Consider the following 15440-nt stretch of genomic DNA (forward strand, 5'->3'; position numbering starts at 1 on the left):
GGGACGCGGGACCCTGCCGCGCCACCAGAAGCCGCACCGTCGTTGCGAAGGAGAGCACCTGTGCGTTCCCCCGACACCTCCTGGTCCGTGGGCGTCCTGCTGCCGCGTGATCTGCCCGTGGACCTGGTCCTTCCCTACGCCCGCCGGGCCGAGGAGCTGGGGTTCGGTTCCGTGTGGGTCGTCGAGGACCTCGGCTACCGGGGCGGCATCGCCCAGGCCACCGCCGTGCTGTCCGCCACACAACGGATCCGGGTGGGCATCGGCCTGCTGCCCGCCGGTGCGCGCAACGTCGCGTTCGCCGCGCTGGAGATCGCGACCCTGGCCCAGCTGTTCCCCGGCCGGACCGACGTCGCCGTCGGACACGGCATGCCCGACTGGATGCGCAGCGTCGGCCAGTGGCCGCGGAGCCCGCTCACGCTCCTGCACGAGTACGTGGACGCCCTGCGCGCCCTGCTGCGCGGCGACCTCGTCCATCGGCAGGGGCGCTACGTGAACCTCGACGGGGCACGGCTCGACCCCAGCGCGCGGCCCGAGGTGGTGCCCGGCGTCCTCGCGGGCGTCCGGGGCCCCAAGTCGCTGGCCGTGTCCGGCGAGGTGGCCGACGGGACGGTCCTGGCGGAGCCGGTCGCCCCGGAGTACGTCCGCGCGGCGCTCGGGCACATCGCGGCGACCCGCCCGCACCGCCTGGTCGCGTACAACGCCGCGTCCGTCGACACCGACCGGGCCGCCGCGCTGGACGCCGTCCGGCCGGGACTGGAGTGGATCGGTGAGCCGGACTGGCGGGCCCATGTCGCCCCGCTGCCGTTCGCCGACGAGCTGGCGGAACTGCGGGCGGGGAGCGCGAGCCGCGAGGAGTTCGTCCGGGCCGTGCCCGACGCCTGGATCGGACGGCTCGCCGTGGCCGGGACGCCCCAGGACGCCCGGACGCGTCTCGACGGGCTGCGGGAGGCCGGGGTCACCGACGCCGTCCTCGCCCCGGTCGGGCCCGACCCGATGGGCGCGCTGGACTCCTTGGCCGCTGTTCTCGACGGAGGTCGGTGAGGCGGCGCCTCCCCTCCTTCGCATCCCGTCACCCGACGACCGGAAAGGGTGTGTTGTCGGCCGTTTCTGACTACTTTTCGCTATGAACGGAGGCGGTGGGGTGCGGCGAGGCAGGATGTCACCGTGATGGGCAACCTTCCCGTCGTGACGACCAGCTTCGTCGGCCGCAGCAACGAACTGGTCAGCGTCGAACGGGCACTTCGAGATCATCGGCTGGTCACGCTCACGGGCAGCGGCGGGGTCGGCAAGAGCAGGCTGGCCCTGCGCACCGCCGAGCGCGTGCAGGAAGACTACGCGGACGGCGTCTGGTGGGCCGACCTGTCCCATCTCCACGACGACCAGCTGCTCTCCACGACGGTCTGCGACGGCGTGGGACTGCTCGACCACAGTCCCCGCCGCCCGGTGGCCGCGCTCTGCGAGTGGCTTTCCGAACGGCGGCTGCTCCTGGTCCTCGACTGCTGCGAACGGCTCGTCGGCCCCTGCGCCCAGCTCGTCGCCGAACTGCTCCTGGCCGCCCCGGGCTTGACGGTGCTGGCCACCAGCCGGGAGCCCCTGGGTGCGCCGGGTGAGCATCCCATAGAGGTGCCCCCGCTCTCGGCGGGCGACGAGGGCGACGACGCCGTACGCCTCTTCCACGACCGGGCGGCCGCCGTCGCTCCGGGCCTGCGGCTCGACGCCCCGGACAGCGCGGCCGCCGTCGAGGAGATCTGCCGGCGCCTCGACGGCATACCGCTGGCCGTGGAACTGGCCTGTGCCCAGCTGCGCGGGAGCAGCGCCCAGGAGATCACCGGACGTCTGGCGTCCAGCATGGACCAGCTGACCGACGACACCGCCTGGCCACGGCGTCACCGGGCGCTGCGCACCACGATCGGCTGGAGCCACGAGCTGTGCGCCCCGCTGGAGCGGCTGTTGTGGGCGCGGCTGTCCGTCTTCCGGGGCGTGGTGATGGTGCCGGACGCGGAGGCGGTGTGCGCGGGCGGTCCGCTCGGCGCCGAGGCGATCGCCCCCGCGCTGGAGCGGCTGGCCGACCAGTCCGTGCTGCGGCGCACCGAGGACGGCTATCTGATGCTGGACACGCTGCGCGAGTACGGGGCGATGTGGCTCGCCGAGCTGGCGGAGGACACGCTGTTCACCGACCGGCACGCCCGGCACTTCGCCCAGGTCGCCGTGCAGGCGTTCGCGGGCTGGCTGGGGCCCTCGCAGGTCGCGTGGTACCACCGGGTCGCCGACACCCACGGAGACCTGTGCGCGGCTCTGGACCACCTTCTGGCGGAGGACCCCGAGAGGGCGATGGAGATGGCCGGATGCGCCGGTCTCTTCTGGAGCTGCTGCGGCCACCTGCACCAGGCCCGCAGGTATCTGGAGCGGGTGCTGGCCCTGCCGCTCTCCGCGGGTCCGCACCGCACCCGGGCCCTGTGGGCCCTGGGCATCACGCTGACTCTGCAGGGCGACCACGAGGCGGCCCGCCGTACGGGCGAGGAGTGCCATCACGCGGCGCGCCGGGACGCGGACCCCGAGGCGGTCCTGCTGGCGGCGCACTCCATGAGCTTCACGTATCTGATGATGGGCAAGCCGCACACCGCCCACTCCGTCAGCGACCACGCTCTGCGCCACCACCCGTGCGACCCGGCCGACGCGCCCTCGCAGCTGCGCTGCCGGGTGATACGCCTGTTCTCCCTATCCGCGCTGGGCCGGCTCGACGAGGCGTACGAGGAGGCCACCCGGCTCCAGCGGATCAGCCTGCGTTTCGGCGAGCACTGGGCCAGGGCCTACGCCGATCACCAGCTCGCTCTCATCCATCTCCTCCAGGGGCGGCCCCGGCACGCCGAGAGCCACGCGCGCGCGATGCTCGCGAGCAAGCACGAGCTGCACGACAGCCTCGGTATCGCGTTGGGCCTGGATCTGCTCGCCGGGGCCATCGCCGCCCAGGGCAACGGGGTGGCCGCGGCCCGTGCCTCCGGTACGGGGCACACGTACTGGCGCATGATCGGGCACCCCCACCGGGGCACCCCGGAGCTGGGCGCGATCCGCGAGCAGTGGGAGCTGCGGGCCCGGCAGGCCGCCGGGGACTCGGCGTACGAGCGGGCCTACAGGCGCGCTTCGGCCGACGACGCGGAGCGCGGTCTGGCCCACGCGCTGGAACGGCGGCTGCCCTGAGGCGCCGGGACACCGGTTGTCCCAGCCCGCGGGGCGGTGGTCTCAACCTGCGGGGCGGGGCCCCGTCGGCGGGCCGGCCGCGGGGGCGGTCAGCGGGACGAGCACGGTGATCTCCTTGCCGTCCGGCCGGGGGGTGAGGGTGATGTGCTGGGCGAGCCGGCAGACGAGCGGCCAGCCGAACCCCCCGGGCTGCCCCGGCGCCCGGGTCGCGGGATCGGTGGTGACGGGAGGCTGAGGGTCGCTGTCGGCGACGTTCAGGACCACGCCGTCCTCGGTCATCACGATGTCGAAGCCGGTGAGTCCGCCGCCGTGGCGGATGGCGTTGGTGACGAGCTCGGAAGTGACCAGCAGCGCTTCCGCCAGGCCCTGCGTGCCGGGTTCCGGCGTTCCGCCCTCCAGGGCGGGAAACGCGGTCAGGATGTGTTCGCTGACCCGTGCGCGCGCCTCGGCCACGGTTGTGGGCAGGGTGCGTTCGCCCGGCCGGTGGCCGGTGCCCGGAATCTGGTCCGCCATCACATCAATTCCTCTGCCCCGGCCTCGCGGCCCCGCACACCGGGGCCGTCGTCGACGACAGGTGAGGCCATTCGTTCACTGATCGTAATACCGGTCGGCCGCCGGGCGCGCGGCCCGAGGCGTTCCGCCGGGAACGCCTACCGCCCTGGAACAGGCGCGGGGCCGGTGCCCCGTGCGGGACACCGGCCCCGAGGTCGGCGGAGAGCTGTTCCGTCCGGGGTCATGCCGCCTGTTCGACGGCGTGCTCGTTCGCGAGGAACTGGGCGAAGTCCTCGGTGGGGAAGACGTCCGCGGCCAGGCTCAGCAGGCGCCGGGTCTGCGCGGTCAGGCCGGTCACGGACACGGACCGCGCGGGTCCGCCGTCCGAAGCCGGCGGGTCGGTCAGCAGGTGGAGGCCGGCGGAGTCCATGAAGTGGATCTCCCGCAGGTCCCAGGTCACCCGGGTCACGTGGTCGGGCAGCTCCGCGGCGGCCGCGCGCAGCAGCGGAAGAGTGTCGTGGTCGAGCTCTCCGCGGGGAGTGACCGTCGCGGTCACCCCGTCGAGCATCGTGATGATGTGCATGGCGGGCATTCCCCCTTCCGGGGGTTGAGAGCCCAAAGGCGAAGCGTCCCTCTCCAGGGACGGCCGACGATGGCGGGAGCTGGCTGCCCGTGAGGGGGGCGATACCCAGAACCCAAAGGCCGGCGACAGGCGCCGGCCGGTCTCGTGTCCTGCCATCGTCGCACGGAACCGCGGTCCGCCCAAGGCCCTCCACCGCTGCCCGGGGCCCGGAAGGGGGGGATCCCGGCCGCTGGGTCAACATCGCGTCAGAGGTTGCCGATCTTTTGGTATAGACCACTCCTGTGGGTGAGAGGATGACCGGATGATGTCAAGATCACCTGCCCGTGTGCACGTCCGCGCCGAGCGTGACGCGTTCGTCGTGGTGGTCTCCGGGGACTTCGACACCGATGAGCGGGACCTGCTGGACGCCGCGTGGGACGAGGCCGACGAACGGGCCCTGCCCACCACCGCCGTCGAGCTGAGCGGAGTCACCTTCGGCGACAGCTCCTTCCTCGACGCCCTGTTGCGGGCACGTCAGCGCCACCGTGCGGCGCGGCGCCGACTCGTCCTGATCGGACCGCTCCACCCTCGCGTCCTGCTGCTCCTGACCGTGACGAAGGTGCTGGAGCACTTCGAGGTCGCTGAATCCCTCACCGGGGGCCTGGAAGGCGGCCCGCACAGCGGCACCGGACGGTGACCGGGCCCCCTCGGCCGCCCAGCCCCGTGCGACGCCCACCGCCCCTCCACCACGGCAGCGGACCGCGTTCGACCGGGCATCGTCCCGACGCCCGGAACAGTCGTCCCGACGGCCCGGGATCCGGACAGCGCGCGCACGGCATCGACAGGGGCCGGGGCGGGGCAGGGCAGGCCGGACATAGGGCGGACGAGAGTGAAGGGGTACGCCGGATGTCCGGCGTACCCCTTCAGTTGCTGGGTGGGTGGAGCGGTCAGTCCTTGTCGGTCTCCTCGCGGACGATGGTGTCGTCCTTGGCGTTCACGTCGAAGGTGGTCTTCTTCCAGTCGGAGCCGACGACGTCGACCGACCAGATGACGCCCTTGCCGTCGTTGTCGTCCAGGCTGACGGAGGTGACCGTGCCCTTCTTCTTGTCCGTGGCGACCTTCGCCGCCTGCTGCGGGGTCTGGGTGGCCTGGGCGAGCCGGTCGGCCGTCCGCTTCTTGTCCTGCGCGTCCTGATCCGCGTCGACGCGGGCCTCGACCACCTTGCCGTCGACCGCGTCGACCCGGACGGTGTGGACCGTGCCGTCCTTCTCGGCGACCTCGGCCACCCAGACCGGGCCCTCGGCGCCGGGGCTCGCGGACGGGCTGGAGGTTCCGCTTCCGCTCGGGCTCGCGGTCCCGGCCGCACTGGCCGTTCCCGAGGGGCTGGCCGTGCCCGACGGGCTCGCCGTCCCGGTGGGGCTGGGGCTCTGACCGTCCTCGCGGTCGTCGTCGTCCACACCCTCCAGATCCAGGTCGACCAGCTTGCTGCCCGCCACCTCGCCGACCGCGGCCGTCGCCGCGTCGTCGAAGGTGACCTTCGTGGCGTCGAGCACCTTCTTGCGCTCCCGCTGGTCCTCGCTCAGCTGTGCGGAGGCGGACGCGGAGGCCGTCTGCTGCTGCGGAACGACCTTGGCCGCCTCGGAGGTGGCGGCGGACGTCGCGTCGCCGGTGCTCTGGCCGCAGCCGGTCAGCAGGACGGCCGCGGCGGCCGCCATGCCGAGAGCGCCGACCATGGTCAGGTTGCGGGAGCGGAAGGAGGCGCTGTTCGTTCGTCGAGGCTCATGTCTCATGCACGCATGCCTAGCCCCCCGAGCGTCCGGTCATGTTGTCCCACCGGGCGGAGTCACCCGATCGACCGGGGCGGCTCCGCCCGTTGGCCGCCGCTCCCCGGGCAGAGGGTGTCCGGGTGCGAAACAATGGGTTACAGGACCGCAACCTGTTCACGGTCCGGCCGGGAGGCCGTCATGGATCACAGGGTTCCCACAGAGCGCTACGAACTCATCTTCCAGGTGTCCGGGGCCACGGACGACGTCGTCACCGTCGAGCTGACCGACCGGTCCGGGGCGGGGGGCTTCCCGGTGTACGAGGACGAGACCGGGATCGTCCGCGCGGAGATCAGCGACCGGGGCGAGGTCCGGATGCTGGCCAGTGGCGGCCATCAGCTCCCGGGGGCGCCCCTGCTGGCCCGCCCCCTGCGCGCGGACGCGCCGGAAACACGCTGACCGGCCCCGCACCGGCGGGGCGCACCCCTTCCGCGGGTGCGCCCCGCTGTCGCGCACCCGCACCTCCTCCTGTCCCGCCGGCCTCCCGGCCCGCCTTCCGTTCTTGCCCACGCCTCGCCCGATTGTGTTTACATTCCCGCACCTCGGACGTAACCTGAGCGCGAAACCACAGACTCGGGCATGAAACGGAAAAGAAACCACATGTACGCACCGGAGCGTCAGCAGGAGATTCTCCGCCTCGCCCAGGAGAGCGGACGGGTCGACGTGCTCTCCCTGGCGGAGAAGTTCCAGGTGACCGCCGAAACGGTCCGGCGCGACCTCAAGGCCCTCGACCGGGCGGGGCTGCTGCGCCGGGTGCACGGCGGTGCGATCCCCGCGGGCCGGCTGGACTTCGAGCCCGATCTCGCCCAGCGCGACGTCCTCGCGGCCGACGAGAAGGAGCGCATCGCCCAGGCCGCGCTCGCCGAACTCCCCGCGGACGGCAATGTGATCCTCGACGCCGGGACCACCACCGCCCGGCTCGCCGCCGCCCTCCCCGTCGACGCGGCGCTGACCGTGGTGACGCACGCGCTGCCGGTGGCCGCCCGGCTCGCCGACCACCCCGGCGTCGCGCTGCACCTCGTCGGCGGCCGGGTCCGCCACCGCACCCGGGCCGCGGTCGACGCCTGGGCGCTCGGTGCGTACGCCGAGATCAACGCCGACGTGGTCTTCCTGGCCACCAACGGCTTCGCCCCCGACAGCGGTCTGACCACCCCCGACCTCGCCGAGGCCGCGGTCAAGCGGGCCGTGATCAGGGCGGCCCGTCGGGTCGTCCTGCTCGCCGACTCCGGCAAGTTCGGGCAGGAGCACTTCGCGCGCTTCGGCGACCTCGCCGATGTGGACCTGCTCATCACCGACACGGGCCTGAGCCCCGACGACGCCCGCTCCATCGAGAGCCGGGGCACGGAAGTGGTACGCGCATGATCCTCACCGTCACCCCCAACCCCAGCCTCGACCGCACCTACGAGCTGCCCGGTCTGGTGCGCGGCGCCGTGCTGCGGGCCACCGCGGACCGGGTCGACCCCGGCGGCAAGGGCGTCAACGTCTCCCGGGCCGTGGCGGCCGCCGGGCACCGCACGGTCGCCGTCGCGCCGATGGGCGGTCCGGAGGGCGCGCTGCTCGCCCGGCTCCTCGGCGACCTGGGCATCGAGGCGGCCGGGGTTCCGGTCGCCGGACACACCCGGATCAACGTGACGCTCGTCGAACCCGACGGCACCCTCACCAAGGTCAACGCGGCCGGACCCGAGCTGAGCGGCGACGAGGCCGAGGACGTCCTGGAAGCGGTCCGGGCCCGCTCGACCGCCGCCGACTGGATCGCCTGCTGCGGAAGCCTGCCGCGCGGTCTCCCGCCGCGGTGGTACGCGGAGCTGGTCGCCCGCAGTCACCGGGCCGGGGTGCGGATCGCGCTGGACACCTCCGGGGCGGCCCTCACCGCCGCGCTCGCGGAGGGGCCCGACGTGATCAAGCCCAACGCCCAGGAACTCGCCGAGGCCGTGGGCCGTCCGCTGGCCACGGTGGGCGACGCCCTCAAGGCTGCCGGGGAACTGCGCGAGCGCGGCGCCCGGTCGGTGCTGGCCAGCCTCGGCGCGGACGGGCAGTTGCTGGCCGAGGCGTCGGGCGCCTACTTCGCCACCGCCCGGGTCTCCGCCGTACGCAGCAACGTCGGCGCCGGAGACGCCTCGCTCGCCGGGTTCCTGACGGCGGGCGGGCGGGGGCCCGAGGCGCTGGCGTCCGCCGTCGCCCACGGCGCGGCGGCGGTGCAGTTGGCGGGCAGCCTGATGCCCACCCCCGCCGATCTCGATCCGGCGTCGGTCGTGACGACCTCCCACATCCCCCTGGACCGCGCGCTGACGGAGCCCGCGCCATGATCCCCGTGCCTCCCCCGTCCCCCTCTCGTCCCCCGAGCCGCCGCAGGGCGGTCCCCGAGCAAGGAGCACCGCGATGAGTGAGCTGATCACCGCGGAACTGGTCGACCTCGATCTGTCCGCCACCACGAAGGACGCCGCCGCCAGGTCGCTCGCCGAGCGGATGGCGGCCGCGCACCGCGTCACCGATCTCGAAGGTTTCCTGGCGGACGTCGCCGCCCGGGAGGCGCAGATGCCGACCGGACTGGACGGCGGGATCGGCATCCCGCACTGCCGCAGCGAACATGTCACCGCCCCGACGCTTGCCTTCGGGCACAGCGGGCGGGGCATCGACTTCGGCGCCGCCGACGGTCCGGCCGACCTGATCTTCCTGATCGCCGCCCCGGCCGGGGCGGACGACGACCACCTCACCATCCTCTCGGGCCTGGCCCGCAGGCTGATGGACCCGGAGTTCACGGACGCGCTGCGCGCGGGTACGGACCCGGGGGCGGTGGCCGCGCTGATCCGCGGCGAGGAGCCCCCGGAGCCGGATGCGGATACGGCGGCCGAGGTCCACGCCACCGAAGGCGAGGCCCGGACCGGGGCCCCGGCCGGCGAGGAGCCGGGGACCGGGGGCGCGGGAGCGTCCGGGGACGCGCCCTTCCGGATCGTCGCCGTCACCTCCTGCCCCACCGGCATCGCCCACACCTACATGGCCGCCGAGTCGCTTGCCGCGGCCGGGCGCGCCGAGGGTGTCGAGGTGACCGTGGAGACCCAGGGCTCGGCCGGCTTCCAGAAGCTGGACCCGGCGGTGATCGCGTCGGCCGACGCCGTCATCTGGGCGCACGACGTGGAGGTCCGGGAGAAGGGCCGGTTCCGGGGGAAGCCGCTGGTGGACGTCGGGGTGAAGGCGGGCATCAACCGGCCGGCCGAGCTGATCGCCGAGGCCCGTCGCAAGGCCGAGCGCGGCGAGGTCGCCACCCTCGCGGAGAGCGAAGGCGGTACGGACTCCGGGGCCGGATCCGGCGCGGACCACGCGCACTTCGGCGTCCGGTTGCGGACGTATCTGATGTCCGGCGTCAGCTACATGGTGCCGTTCGTCGCGGCGGGCGGGCTGCTGATCGCCCTGTCCTTCGCCATCGGCGGATACGAGATAGCGAACGCGAAGTCGGTCGCCGACCACTTCGTCTGGGGCGAGGCCGACAGCTGGGCGGCACTGCTCAACCAGATCGGCTCGGCGGCGTTCGCCTTCCTGGTGCCGGTCCTGGCCGGATACATCGCGTACGGCATGGCGGACCGGCCCGCGCTGGTGCCGGGCTTCGTCGGCGGGTCCATCGCGCTGACCGTGAACGCCGGGTTCCTCGGCGGTCTGGTCGCCGGTCTGCTGGCCGGTGCGGTGGTGATGGCGATCCAGCGGGTGCCGGTCCACGCGACGCTGCGCGGCATCATGCCGGTGCTGGTGATCCCGTTGATCGCGTCGGCCGCCGTGGGTTTCCTGATGTTCATCGTGGTCGGAAAGCCCATCGCGTCGTTGCAGAGCGCGCTGACGGACTGGCTGAACGGTCTCTCCGGCTCCAACGCGGTGATCCTCGGTGTCGTCCTCGGGCTGATGATGTGCTTCGACATGGGCGGGCCGCTGAACAAGGTGGCGTACGCCTTCGCGGTCGGCGGTCTCGCCGACCCGACCGAGGGCAGTCTGAAGGTGATGGCCGCGGTCATGGCGGCGGGGATGGTCCCGCCGCTGGCGCTGGCGCTCGCCACGACCGTACGCAAGAAGCTGTTCACGAAGACCGAGCGGGAGAACGGCCGGGCCGCCTGGGTGCTGGGCGCCTCGTTCATCACCGAGGGCGCGATCCCGTTCGCGGCCGCCGACCCGCTGCGCGTCATCCCGTCGGTCATGGCGGGCGGCGCGGTGACCGGTGCCCTGTCGATGGCCTTCGGCGCGACGCTGCGCGCTCCGCACGGCGGGATCTTCGTGGTGCCGCTGATCGGTCAGCCGTTCCTGTACCTGCTGGCGATCGCCGCCGGGACGCTGGTCGCGGCCGCTCTGGTCGTCGTGCTGAAGGGGGCGCGCCGGACGGCGGACCCGGCCGGGGAGGCGGAGGCCGCGGACGCGCCGGTGCCGGTCGCCGCCTGAGCGTCCGGCGAACCGGCAGCCGGCGTGGCGGGCGGGGTGCTTGGATGGGCCGGGTGAGCGAGCAGTGGAACGCCGGTGATCCGGCCGTCCTGGCCCTTCCCTCCGGACGGCTGGTCCGTGGCAGGGGGCTGCGCGGGCCGTTGCCCGTAGGCCCGGAGCCGGAGTTCGGCGTGTACCTGCTGGGCCGCGTCCCGCCCCCGGCCGCGTGGGAGTCGCGGTGGCTGCGGTGGCCGGACTTCCGGCTTCCGGCGGACCGGGAGGCGGCCCGGGTCCTCCTCGAAGAGGTGTGGAACCGGGCCGCCGACGAGCGGGTCGAGGTGGCCTGTGGCGGCGGGGTGGGCCGGACCGGGACGGCGCTGGCCTGCCTGGCCGTGCTCGACGGGGTGCCCCCGGCGGACGCGGTGGCGTTCGTCCGCCGGGGCTATCACCCGCGGGCGGTGGAGACGCCCTGGCAGCGGCGCTACGTACGGACCTTCGCGCCCGGCTGAGGACCACCGCGTCCGCGCGGGCGTGGTCAGTCCTTGCGTACGGCGCGGAGCACCGCGTCCCGCAGGACGGTCTCCCGGCCGTCGGGGCCGGGGCCGACGCGTTCCGGTGCGGACGCCTCGACGACCGCCCATGCGGCGGGGTCGAGTACGGCCGCCATCTCCTCCCCCGTGGCGAAGAGGTCCGCGCTGCCGGGCCGGCCGACGGAGGGGTCGCGGTCGGCCGGGTGGTGGCTGACCACGAGGAGGGTGCCGCCGGGCCGCACGGCGGCGGCGAGCCTGCGGTGGAGGGCATGGAGGTCGGTGCGGGGCAGGTGCATGAACTGGGCGGAGACCAGGTCGAAGCGCTCGGGGGCAGGGTCCCAGGTGCGGACGTCGGCCTGCCGCCAGGTGATCCGCTCCGCGATGTCCGCACCGGCGGCCGCCGCCGTACGGGCCGAGGATTCCAGACCGGTGGAGGACCAGTCGGCGCCGGTGACCCTCCAGCCGCGCGTGGCGAGCCAGATCGCGTCGGCGCCCTCGCCGCTGCCGACGTCCAGGGCCGTGCCGGGTGTCAGGGGTGTGACGTGCTGGACGAGGACCGGGTTGGGGTTGCCGCTCCAGGCGTTGCCCTCGCGGTAGCGGTCCTCCCAGAACTCCTGGGTGAAGAACCGCTCGGTGTCCTCGTCGTCGTGCCGGTGCCCGGGGGCGGACTGCTCGGTGTGGTGGTGGCTCATGGCGGCATGGTGCGCCCCGGTTCCGCGCGGGGCCAACTTCCTTGCCGGATCGGCAAATGCGAGGTCAGCGACCGGTCCGGCGGCGCATCACCAGCAGGGGCGCGGCGACGACCAGCGCGAGCCCCGCCGGGTCGGGCACGGGTGCGGCCACCGGGTCCGGCTGTCCGGCCGCGCTCGGCACCTTGTCGAAGGTGTCCGGTACGGGCAGGGTGTTCCAGCGGTCGACCGGCCAGGCGATGACCACGGCGCGCCCGACGACCTCGTCGACCGGCACCATGCCCTTGGTGCTGTCGTCCTGGTGGTAGCGGGAGTCCTCCGAGGCCTGGCGGTGGTCGCCCATCACCCAGAGCCTGCCCTCGGGCACGGTGACCTTGAAGCGGCCGCCCGCGTCGTCGGTGCACGGGGTGTTGCCGGGGAAGACGTACGGCTCGTCCAGGGCGGTGCCGTTGACCTTGAGGGGTCCGGTGCCGGAGCACTCCACGGTGTCGCCGCCGACGCCGATGACCCGCTTGATGAGGTCCTTCTCCTCGGCCGAGGGCATGAGACCGATGAAACTCAGCACCTTGCGCACGGTGGTGGGTTCGCTGACCGGCATGTCGCCCAGCCAGTCCGCGGGGTCGTGGAAGACGATCACCTCGCCGCGCTCGGGTTCCGATCCGAACCAGGGGGTGAGCTTGTCGACGAGGACCCGGTCGCCCGTCTGCAAGGTGTTCTGCATGGAGTTCGACGGGATCGAGAAGGCCTGGAGCAGGAAGGTCTTGATCAACAGGGCCAGAACCAGGGCGATGCCGATCAGGAGCGGCAGCTCCACCCAGAAGGGCCGCTTCTTCTTGGCCTTCGTCGTCCGCCCGCGCCCCATGGCCCCGCCCCTCGCCCCGCGTGTCCCGCCCGTCCCCTCCCGGCGGAACGGACCCGTGTGCGGATCACTCTAAGGGCTGTCCCGTCATCCCTGGTGTATCAGCGTGCGGCGTCAGATGCGGTGCATCGCAAGGCGGAGGGACGTCCGAATACTGGATGTATTCGGACGTCCCGACAACGCGGCGAGGTGCCGTAGCTGTCGTCGTGCGCCCGCCAGGGATTTCGGGACAGCCCTTAGGGGTGCGCGAGACGGCGGGGACGTTACGGGGCAGGTGAGGGCGGTGCGGTGGCGGGCGGGACGGTGGCCCCGGCGCCGGTCCGCACCGCCTCGACCACGCTCTGGTGGAAGGTGCGGCTCTCCTCCTCGGAGGGGCACGGCACGGGGCTGCCCGTCAGGGTGAACCAGTCCGATGACCCGCTGTACTGCACGGCCACCGCCGCCTGCCCCTCGGACCAGGTCGTATGCACCGTGAGATCACCGGTGAGGATTCCTGCTTCCACGGTGCGTACTCCGCCGGTTCCCGCGAAGACACCGCTGGTCGTCCACGATGCCCAGCTCATGACACGCGCCTTTCGGACCAGGACAAGCCTGTCTGTCGGACTGTTTCCGAGTATGACACCGCCGCTGGGAGGATGCACGGGTGCGCCGGGCCGGGCCCGTACGACGGGCCCGGGGCCTCAGGCCCGTTCCCGTACTCCGCGGAGCAGGGCGGCCTGGCCCGCGTGCTGGAGGTCGTCGGCGATGACGCTGATCAGGCGGACGCCCAGGGTCACCGGGGGCGACCAGTTCTCGTCCACGATCCGGTCCAGGGCGTGCCCGTCCAGACCGCCGACGTACTCCTGGGTGCGTCGGTGCACGGCGTCGTAGTAGCCGAGGAGCAGGTCGGCCGAGTCGACGCGGACGGCGGCGACCTCGTCGCCGGTGTGCCCGTAGCCGGTCGCCGTCTGGTCGAGGGGCAGGGCGAACCGGTCGGCCCAGCCGTCGGTGAGCCAGACCTGTCCGGTCCCGGCCGCGTCGGCGACGTGGTCGTCCTGGACCCGGGTGAGGTGCCAGATCAGCCAGGAGATCGAGTTCGCCTCCTCGTCGAGGCGGGCGTTGAGGTCGTCGGGCGGGAGTCCTTCGGCCGCGGCGTGGACCGCTTCCCGGACACGGTCGAAGGCCTCGGCGAGCATCTCTGCGCTGTTCATCCGTCCACCCTGGCCCGTCCCGACGGGCGGGGGCGGGTCCGACACACCGCCCGTGCCTGTCCGGGCGGACGGCCCGCGCCCGTGCGCGCGGACAGCACCGCGCCCCGGAGCGGCGGGAGGCCGGTCCGGGGCGCGGTGTCGCGGAGCGGGTTGGCCGCTCAGCTGACGTTGACGTCGATGCAGGCGTAGAAGGCGTTCGAGGTGTCCGCGATGTTCCAGACGGCGAGCACCTTCTGCTGACCGGTCTTGTTACCGAAGTCGACCTGGTGGGTGACGGTGGCGCCGGGCTGCGCGCCGCCGTCGTCGAACTCGGCGATCTTCTCGCCGCCCACGAAGTACTGCCAGGTGCTGGTGGAGTGGCGGGCGGTGAGCTTCCACTCGAACTGCTGGGAGCGGTTGACCGGGGTGACGGCCCAGCCCTTGGAGTTGTCGTCCAGCTCGGCGAATCCGCTGTTGCCGCCGCTGCAGCTGGTGAGGCCCTTGGGGCCCTCGACGCTCTGCGGCTCGTAGGTGATCGATCCGCAGCTGACCGTTCCGGCGGCACACTGTGCCTGCCGGCTGGGCGGGTTGGAGATGTAGCCGTGGGCGCTGGCGGAACTGGCCGGGAGGCTCAGGGCCAGGACCGGGGCGAGCATGGCGCCGATGGCGAGCGCGGACTTCCTTTTCGCGTGCATGCTTCTCCTTCACATGAGGCCGTGCCGCGCGGTGGCGGGTCGTGGGGGACCCGGCGTGGGCGGAGCGACCTCGCGAGTGTGGGGCCAAGTGGCGCGAAGGTCTGCAAGTCCATTGCCGGACAACCCTGTTGAGGGGTGACCGGAAAGGCCTTGCACTTGGCCTAGACCATACCGACAGACGCGTGCACGTCAAGGGCGGCCCGCTCCGGATGTCCGGTGCGGGCCGCCCTGGGAGCGCGATCAGCCCTGGTCGTCGCCGTAGCGGACCGTGACGCGTTCGAAGCCGAGAGAGCCGAGCAGTCCCTTCAGCATGTCGGCGGTGTTCTTCTCCGCGCGGGCGGTCAGCCCGCTCTCCTTCGCGGCCTCCGCTATGTGCTTGACGGCGAGCTGGTTGACCGCCTGTTCACTGCTGGGGTTGTCGGAGAAGAGGTCGCCGAGCCGGTCCAGCAGGCCGCGCTGCTTGGACACCGCGTAGGAGCGGTCGGGGTCCAGGGCGGGCTTGTCCAGCACCGCGCGCGGCAGCCGGAGTTCGGCCGTGGTGCGGGCCTCGTTGATGACGACGCCGCTCTCGCTGACCTTGCCGAGGTCGACGGAGGCGCCGACGGTCCCCGCGCCGACGAACAGGGTGCGGGTGCCGCGTACCGCGTCGGGAAGGAACTTGGTGTCCTTCTCCAGGTCGACGACCACTTGGAAGTTGCCCGAGGCGGCCTCGTACGCGCTCATGTCCTGGATCGACTTGAGCACGGCGGGGCCCGACCGGTCCCGGGTCTCCTGCCCGAAGAGGTCGTCCAGGCCGGGCAGCAGACTGAGCCTGCTCCCGGTGAACAGCAGCGCCAGGATGACCGCGCAGATGCCCAGGGCCTTCAGCAGGCCCCGGGGCGGGCGGACGGCGCGCTTCTTCTCGCCGCTCGGGGCGGCCGGTTCCGTGGTTACGTCGCTGGACGTCATGCTCTGCATGTGACCCGCGCCGGGTGGTTTCAGTCCATCTCCGGCGCTAAATAGGCCAGTTCCGGTAGCGCGCGCAG

Annotated in this window: 17 protein-coding genes; 8 read left to right on the top strand and 9 right to left on the bottom strand. The window is 73.0% G+C overall.

The window, feature by feature from the left end:
- Nucleotides 1-60 precede the first annotated feature (60 nt).
- Nucleotides 61-1041 carry an LLM class flavin-dependent oxidoreductase gene (locus ACIRRU_RS19445; protein ID WP_403681981.1) on the top strand — a complete coding sequence of 327 codons (981 nt, stop codon included), beginning with the start codon at nt 61-63 and terminating at the stop codon, nt 1039-1041.
- A gap of 126 nt (nt 1042-1167) precedes the next feature.
- The gene (locus ACIRRU_RS19450) at nt 1168-3198 is read left to right on the top strand and encodes an ATP-binding protein (RefSeq protein WP_403682124.1); all 2031 of its coding nucleotides are present in this window, start codon (nt 1168-1170) and stop codon (nt 3196-3198) included.
- A gap of 42 nt (nt 3199-3240) precedes the next feature.
- On the opposite strand, the gene ACIRRU_RS19455 is transcribed toward ACIRRU_RS19450, so the two are convergent.
- Both ACIRRU_RS19455 and ACIRRU_RS19460 read right to left on the bottom strand, forming a co-directional pair.
- A complete protein-coding gene (locus ACIRRU_RS19455) occupies nt 3241-3711 on the bottom strand; it encodes an ATP-binding protein (RefSeq protein ID WP_403681984.1) in 471 nt (156 codons plus the stop codon).
- Nucleotides 3712-3931: 220 nt separating this feature from the next.
- Nucleotides 3932-4273 (bottom strand): STAS domain-containing protein, encoded by a 342-nt coding sequence (locus ACIRRU_RS19460; RefSeq protein ID WP_403681987.1) that lies wholly within the window; start codon nt 4271-4273, stop codon nt 3932-3934.
- Between the two features lie 304 nt (nt 4274-4577).
- Between ACIRRU_RS19460 and ACIRRU_RS19465 the strand changes: the two genes are divergently transcribed.
- Complete coding sequence (locus tag ACIRRU_RS19465) at nt 4578-4949, top strand: STAS domain-containing protein (protein WP_403681989.1); 372 nt, start codon at nt 4578-4580, stop codon at nt 4947-4949.
- A 250-nt stretch (nt 4950-5199) separates the two neighbouring features.
- Here the strand turns inward: ACIRRU_RS19465 and ACIRRU_RS19470 are convergent, their stop codons facing one another.
- The gene (locus ACIRRU_RS19470; protein WP_403681992.1) at nt 5200-6042 is read right to left on the bottom strand and encodes a PepSY domain-containing protein; all 843 of its coding nucleotides are present in this window, start codon (nt 6040-6042) and stop codon (nt 5200-5202) included.
- Nucleotides 6043-6216: 174 nt separating this feature from the next.
- Here ACIRRU_RS19470 and ACIRRU_RS19475 point away from each other — a divergent pair, with 174 nt between their 5' ends.
- The 5 genes from ACIRRU_RS19475 to ACIRRU_RS19495 all read left to right on the top strand — a co-directional run bounded on the left by ACIRRU_RS19475 (nt 6217) and on the right by ACIRRU_RS19495 (nt 10982).
- Nucleotides 6217-6474, top strand: a complete 258-nt coding sequence (locus ACIRRU_RS19475; RefSeq protein ID WP_363203360.1) for a DUF6296 family protein — start codon at nt 6217-6219, stop codon at nt 6472-6474.
- A 201-nt stretch (nt 6475-6675) separates the two neighbouring features.
- Nucleotides 6676-7437 (top strand): DeoR/GlpR family DNA-binding transcription regulator, encoded by a 762-nt coding sequence (locus ACIRRU_RS19480; protein WP_403682127.1) that lies wholly within the window; start codon nt 6676-6678, stop codon nt 7435-7437.
- Nucleotides 7434-8381, top strand: a complete 948-nt coding sequence (gene pfkB, locus ACIRRU_RS19485; protein WP_403681996.1) for a 1-phosphofructokinase — start codon at nt 7434-7436, stop codon at nt 8379-8381. Before ACIRRU_RS19480 ends, pfkB begins: the two co-directional genes overlap by 4 nt.
- 73 nt (nt 8382-8454) lie before the next feature.
- Entirely contained in the window at nt 8455-10494 is a 2040-nt protein-coding gene (locus ACIRRU_RS19490; protein WP_403681999.1) for a fructose-specific PTS transporter subunit EIIC, read from the top strand.
- 53 nt (nt 10495-10547) lie between these two features.
- Nucleotides 10548-10982, top strand: a complete 435-nt coding sequence (locus ACIRRU_RS19495; protein WP_403682002.1) for a protein-tyrosine phosphatase family protein — start codon at nt 10548-10550, stop codon at nt 10980-10982.
- A 26-nt stretch (nt 10983-11008) separates the two neighbouring features.
- Here the strand turns inward: ACIRRU_RS19495 and ACIRRU_RS19500 are convergent, their stop codons facing one another.
- The 6 genes from ACIRRU_RS19500 to ACIRRU_RS19525 all read right to left on the bottom strand — a co-directional run bounded on the left by ACIRRU_RS19500 (nt 11009) and on the right by ACIRRU_RS19525 (nt 15363).
- Entirely contained in the window at nt 11009-11695 is a 687-nt protein-coding gene (locus ACIRRU_RS19500) for a class I SAM-dependent methyltransferase (protein ID WP_403682005.1), read from the bottom strand.
- Nucleotides 11696-11759: 64 nt separating this feature from the next.
- Complete coding sequence (gene lepB, locus ACIRRU_RS19505; protein ID WP_403682007.1) at nt 11760-12554, bottom strand: signal peptidase I; 795 nt, start codon at nt 12552-12554, stop codon at nt 11760-11762.
- A 260-nt stretch (nt 12555-12814) separates the two neighbouring features.
- A complete protein-coding gene (locus ACIRRU_RS19510) occupies nt 12815-13114 on the bottom strand; it encodes a hypothetical protein (protein ID WP_403682009.1) in 300 nt (99 codons plus the stop codon).
- Between the two features lie 117 nt (nt 13115-13231).
- Nucleotides 13232-13741 (bottom strand): DUF664 domain-containing protein, encoded by a 510-nt coding sequence (locus ACIRRU_RS19515; protein WP_403682011.1) that lies wholly within the window; start codon nt 13739-13741, stop codon nt 13232-13234.
- Nucleotides 13742-13899: 158 nt separating this feature from the next.
- Nucleotides 13900-14415 carry a lytic polysaccharide monooxygenase auxiliary activity family 9 protein gene (locus tag ACIRRU_RS19520; protein WP_363203352.1) on the bottom strand — a complete coding sequence of 172 codons (516 nt, stop codon included), beginning with the start codon at nt 14413-14415 and terminating at the stop codon, nt 13900-13902.
- A gap of 240 nt (nt 14416-14655) precedes the next feature.
- Complete coding sequence (locus ACIRRU_RS19525; RefSeq protein ID WP_363203351.1) at nt 14656-15363, bottom strand: DUF4230 domain-containing protein; 708 nt, start codon at nt 15361-15363, stop codon at nt 14656-14658.
- Between the last annotated feature and the right edge of the window lie 77 nt (nt 15364-15440).

It is taken from the genome of Streptomyces sp. NPDC101181 (assembly GCF_044767975.1).
In the GTDB taxonomy this organism is placed as follows: Bacteria; Actinomycetota; Actinomycetes; order Streptomycetales; family Streptomycetaceae; genus Streptomyces.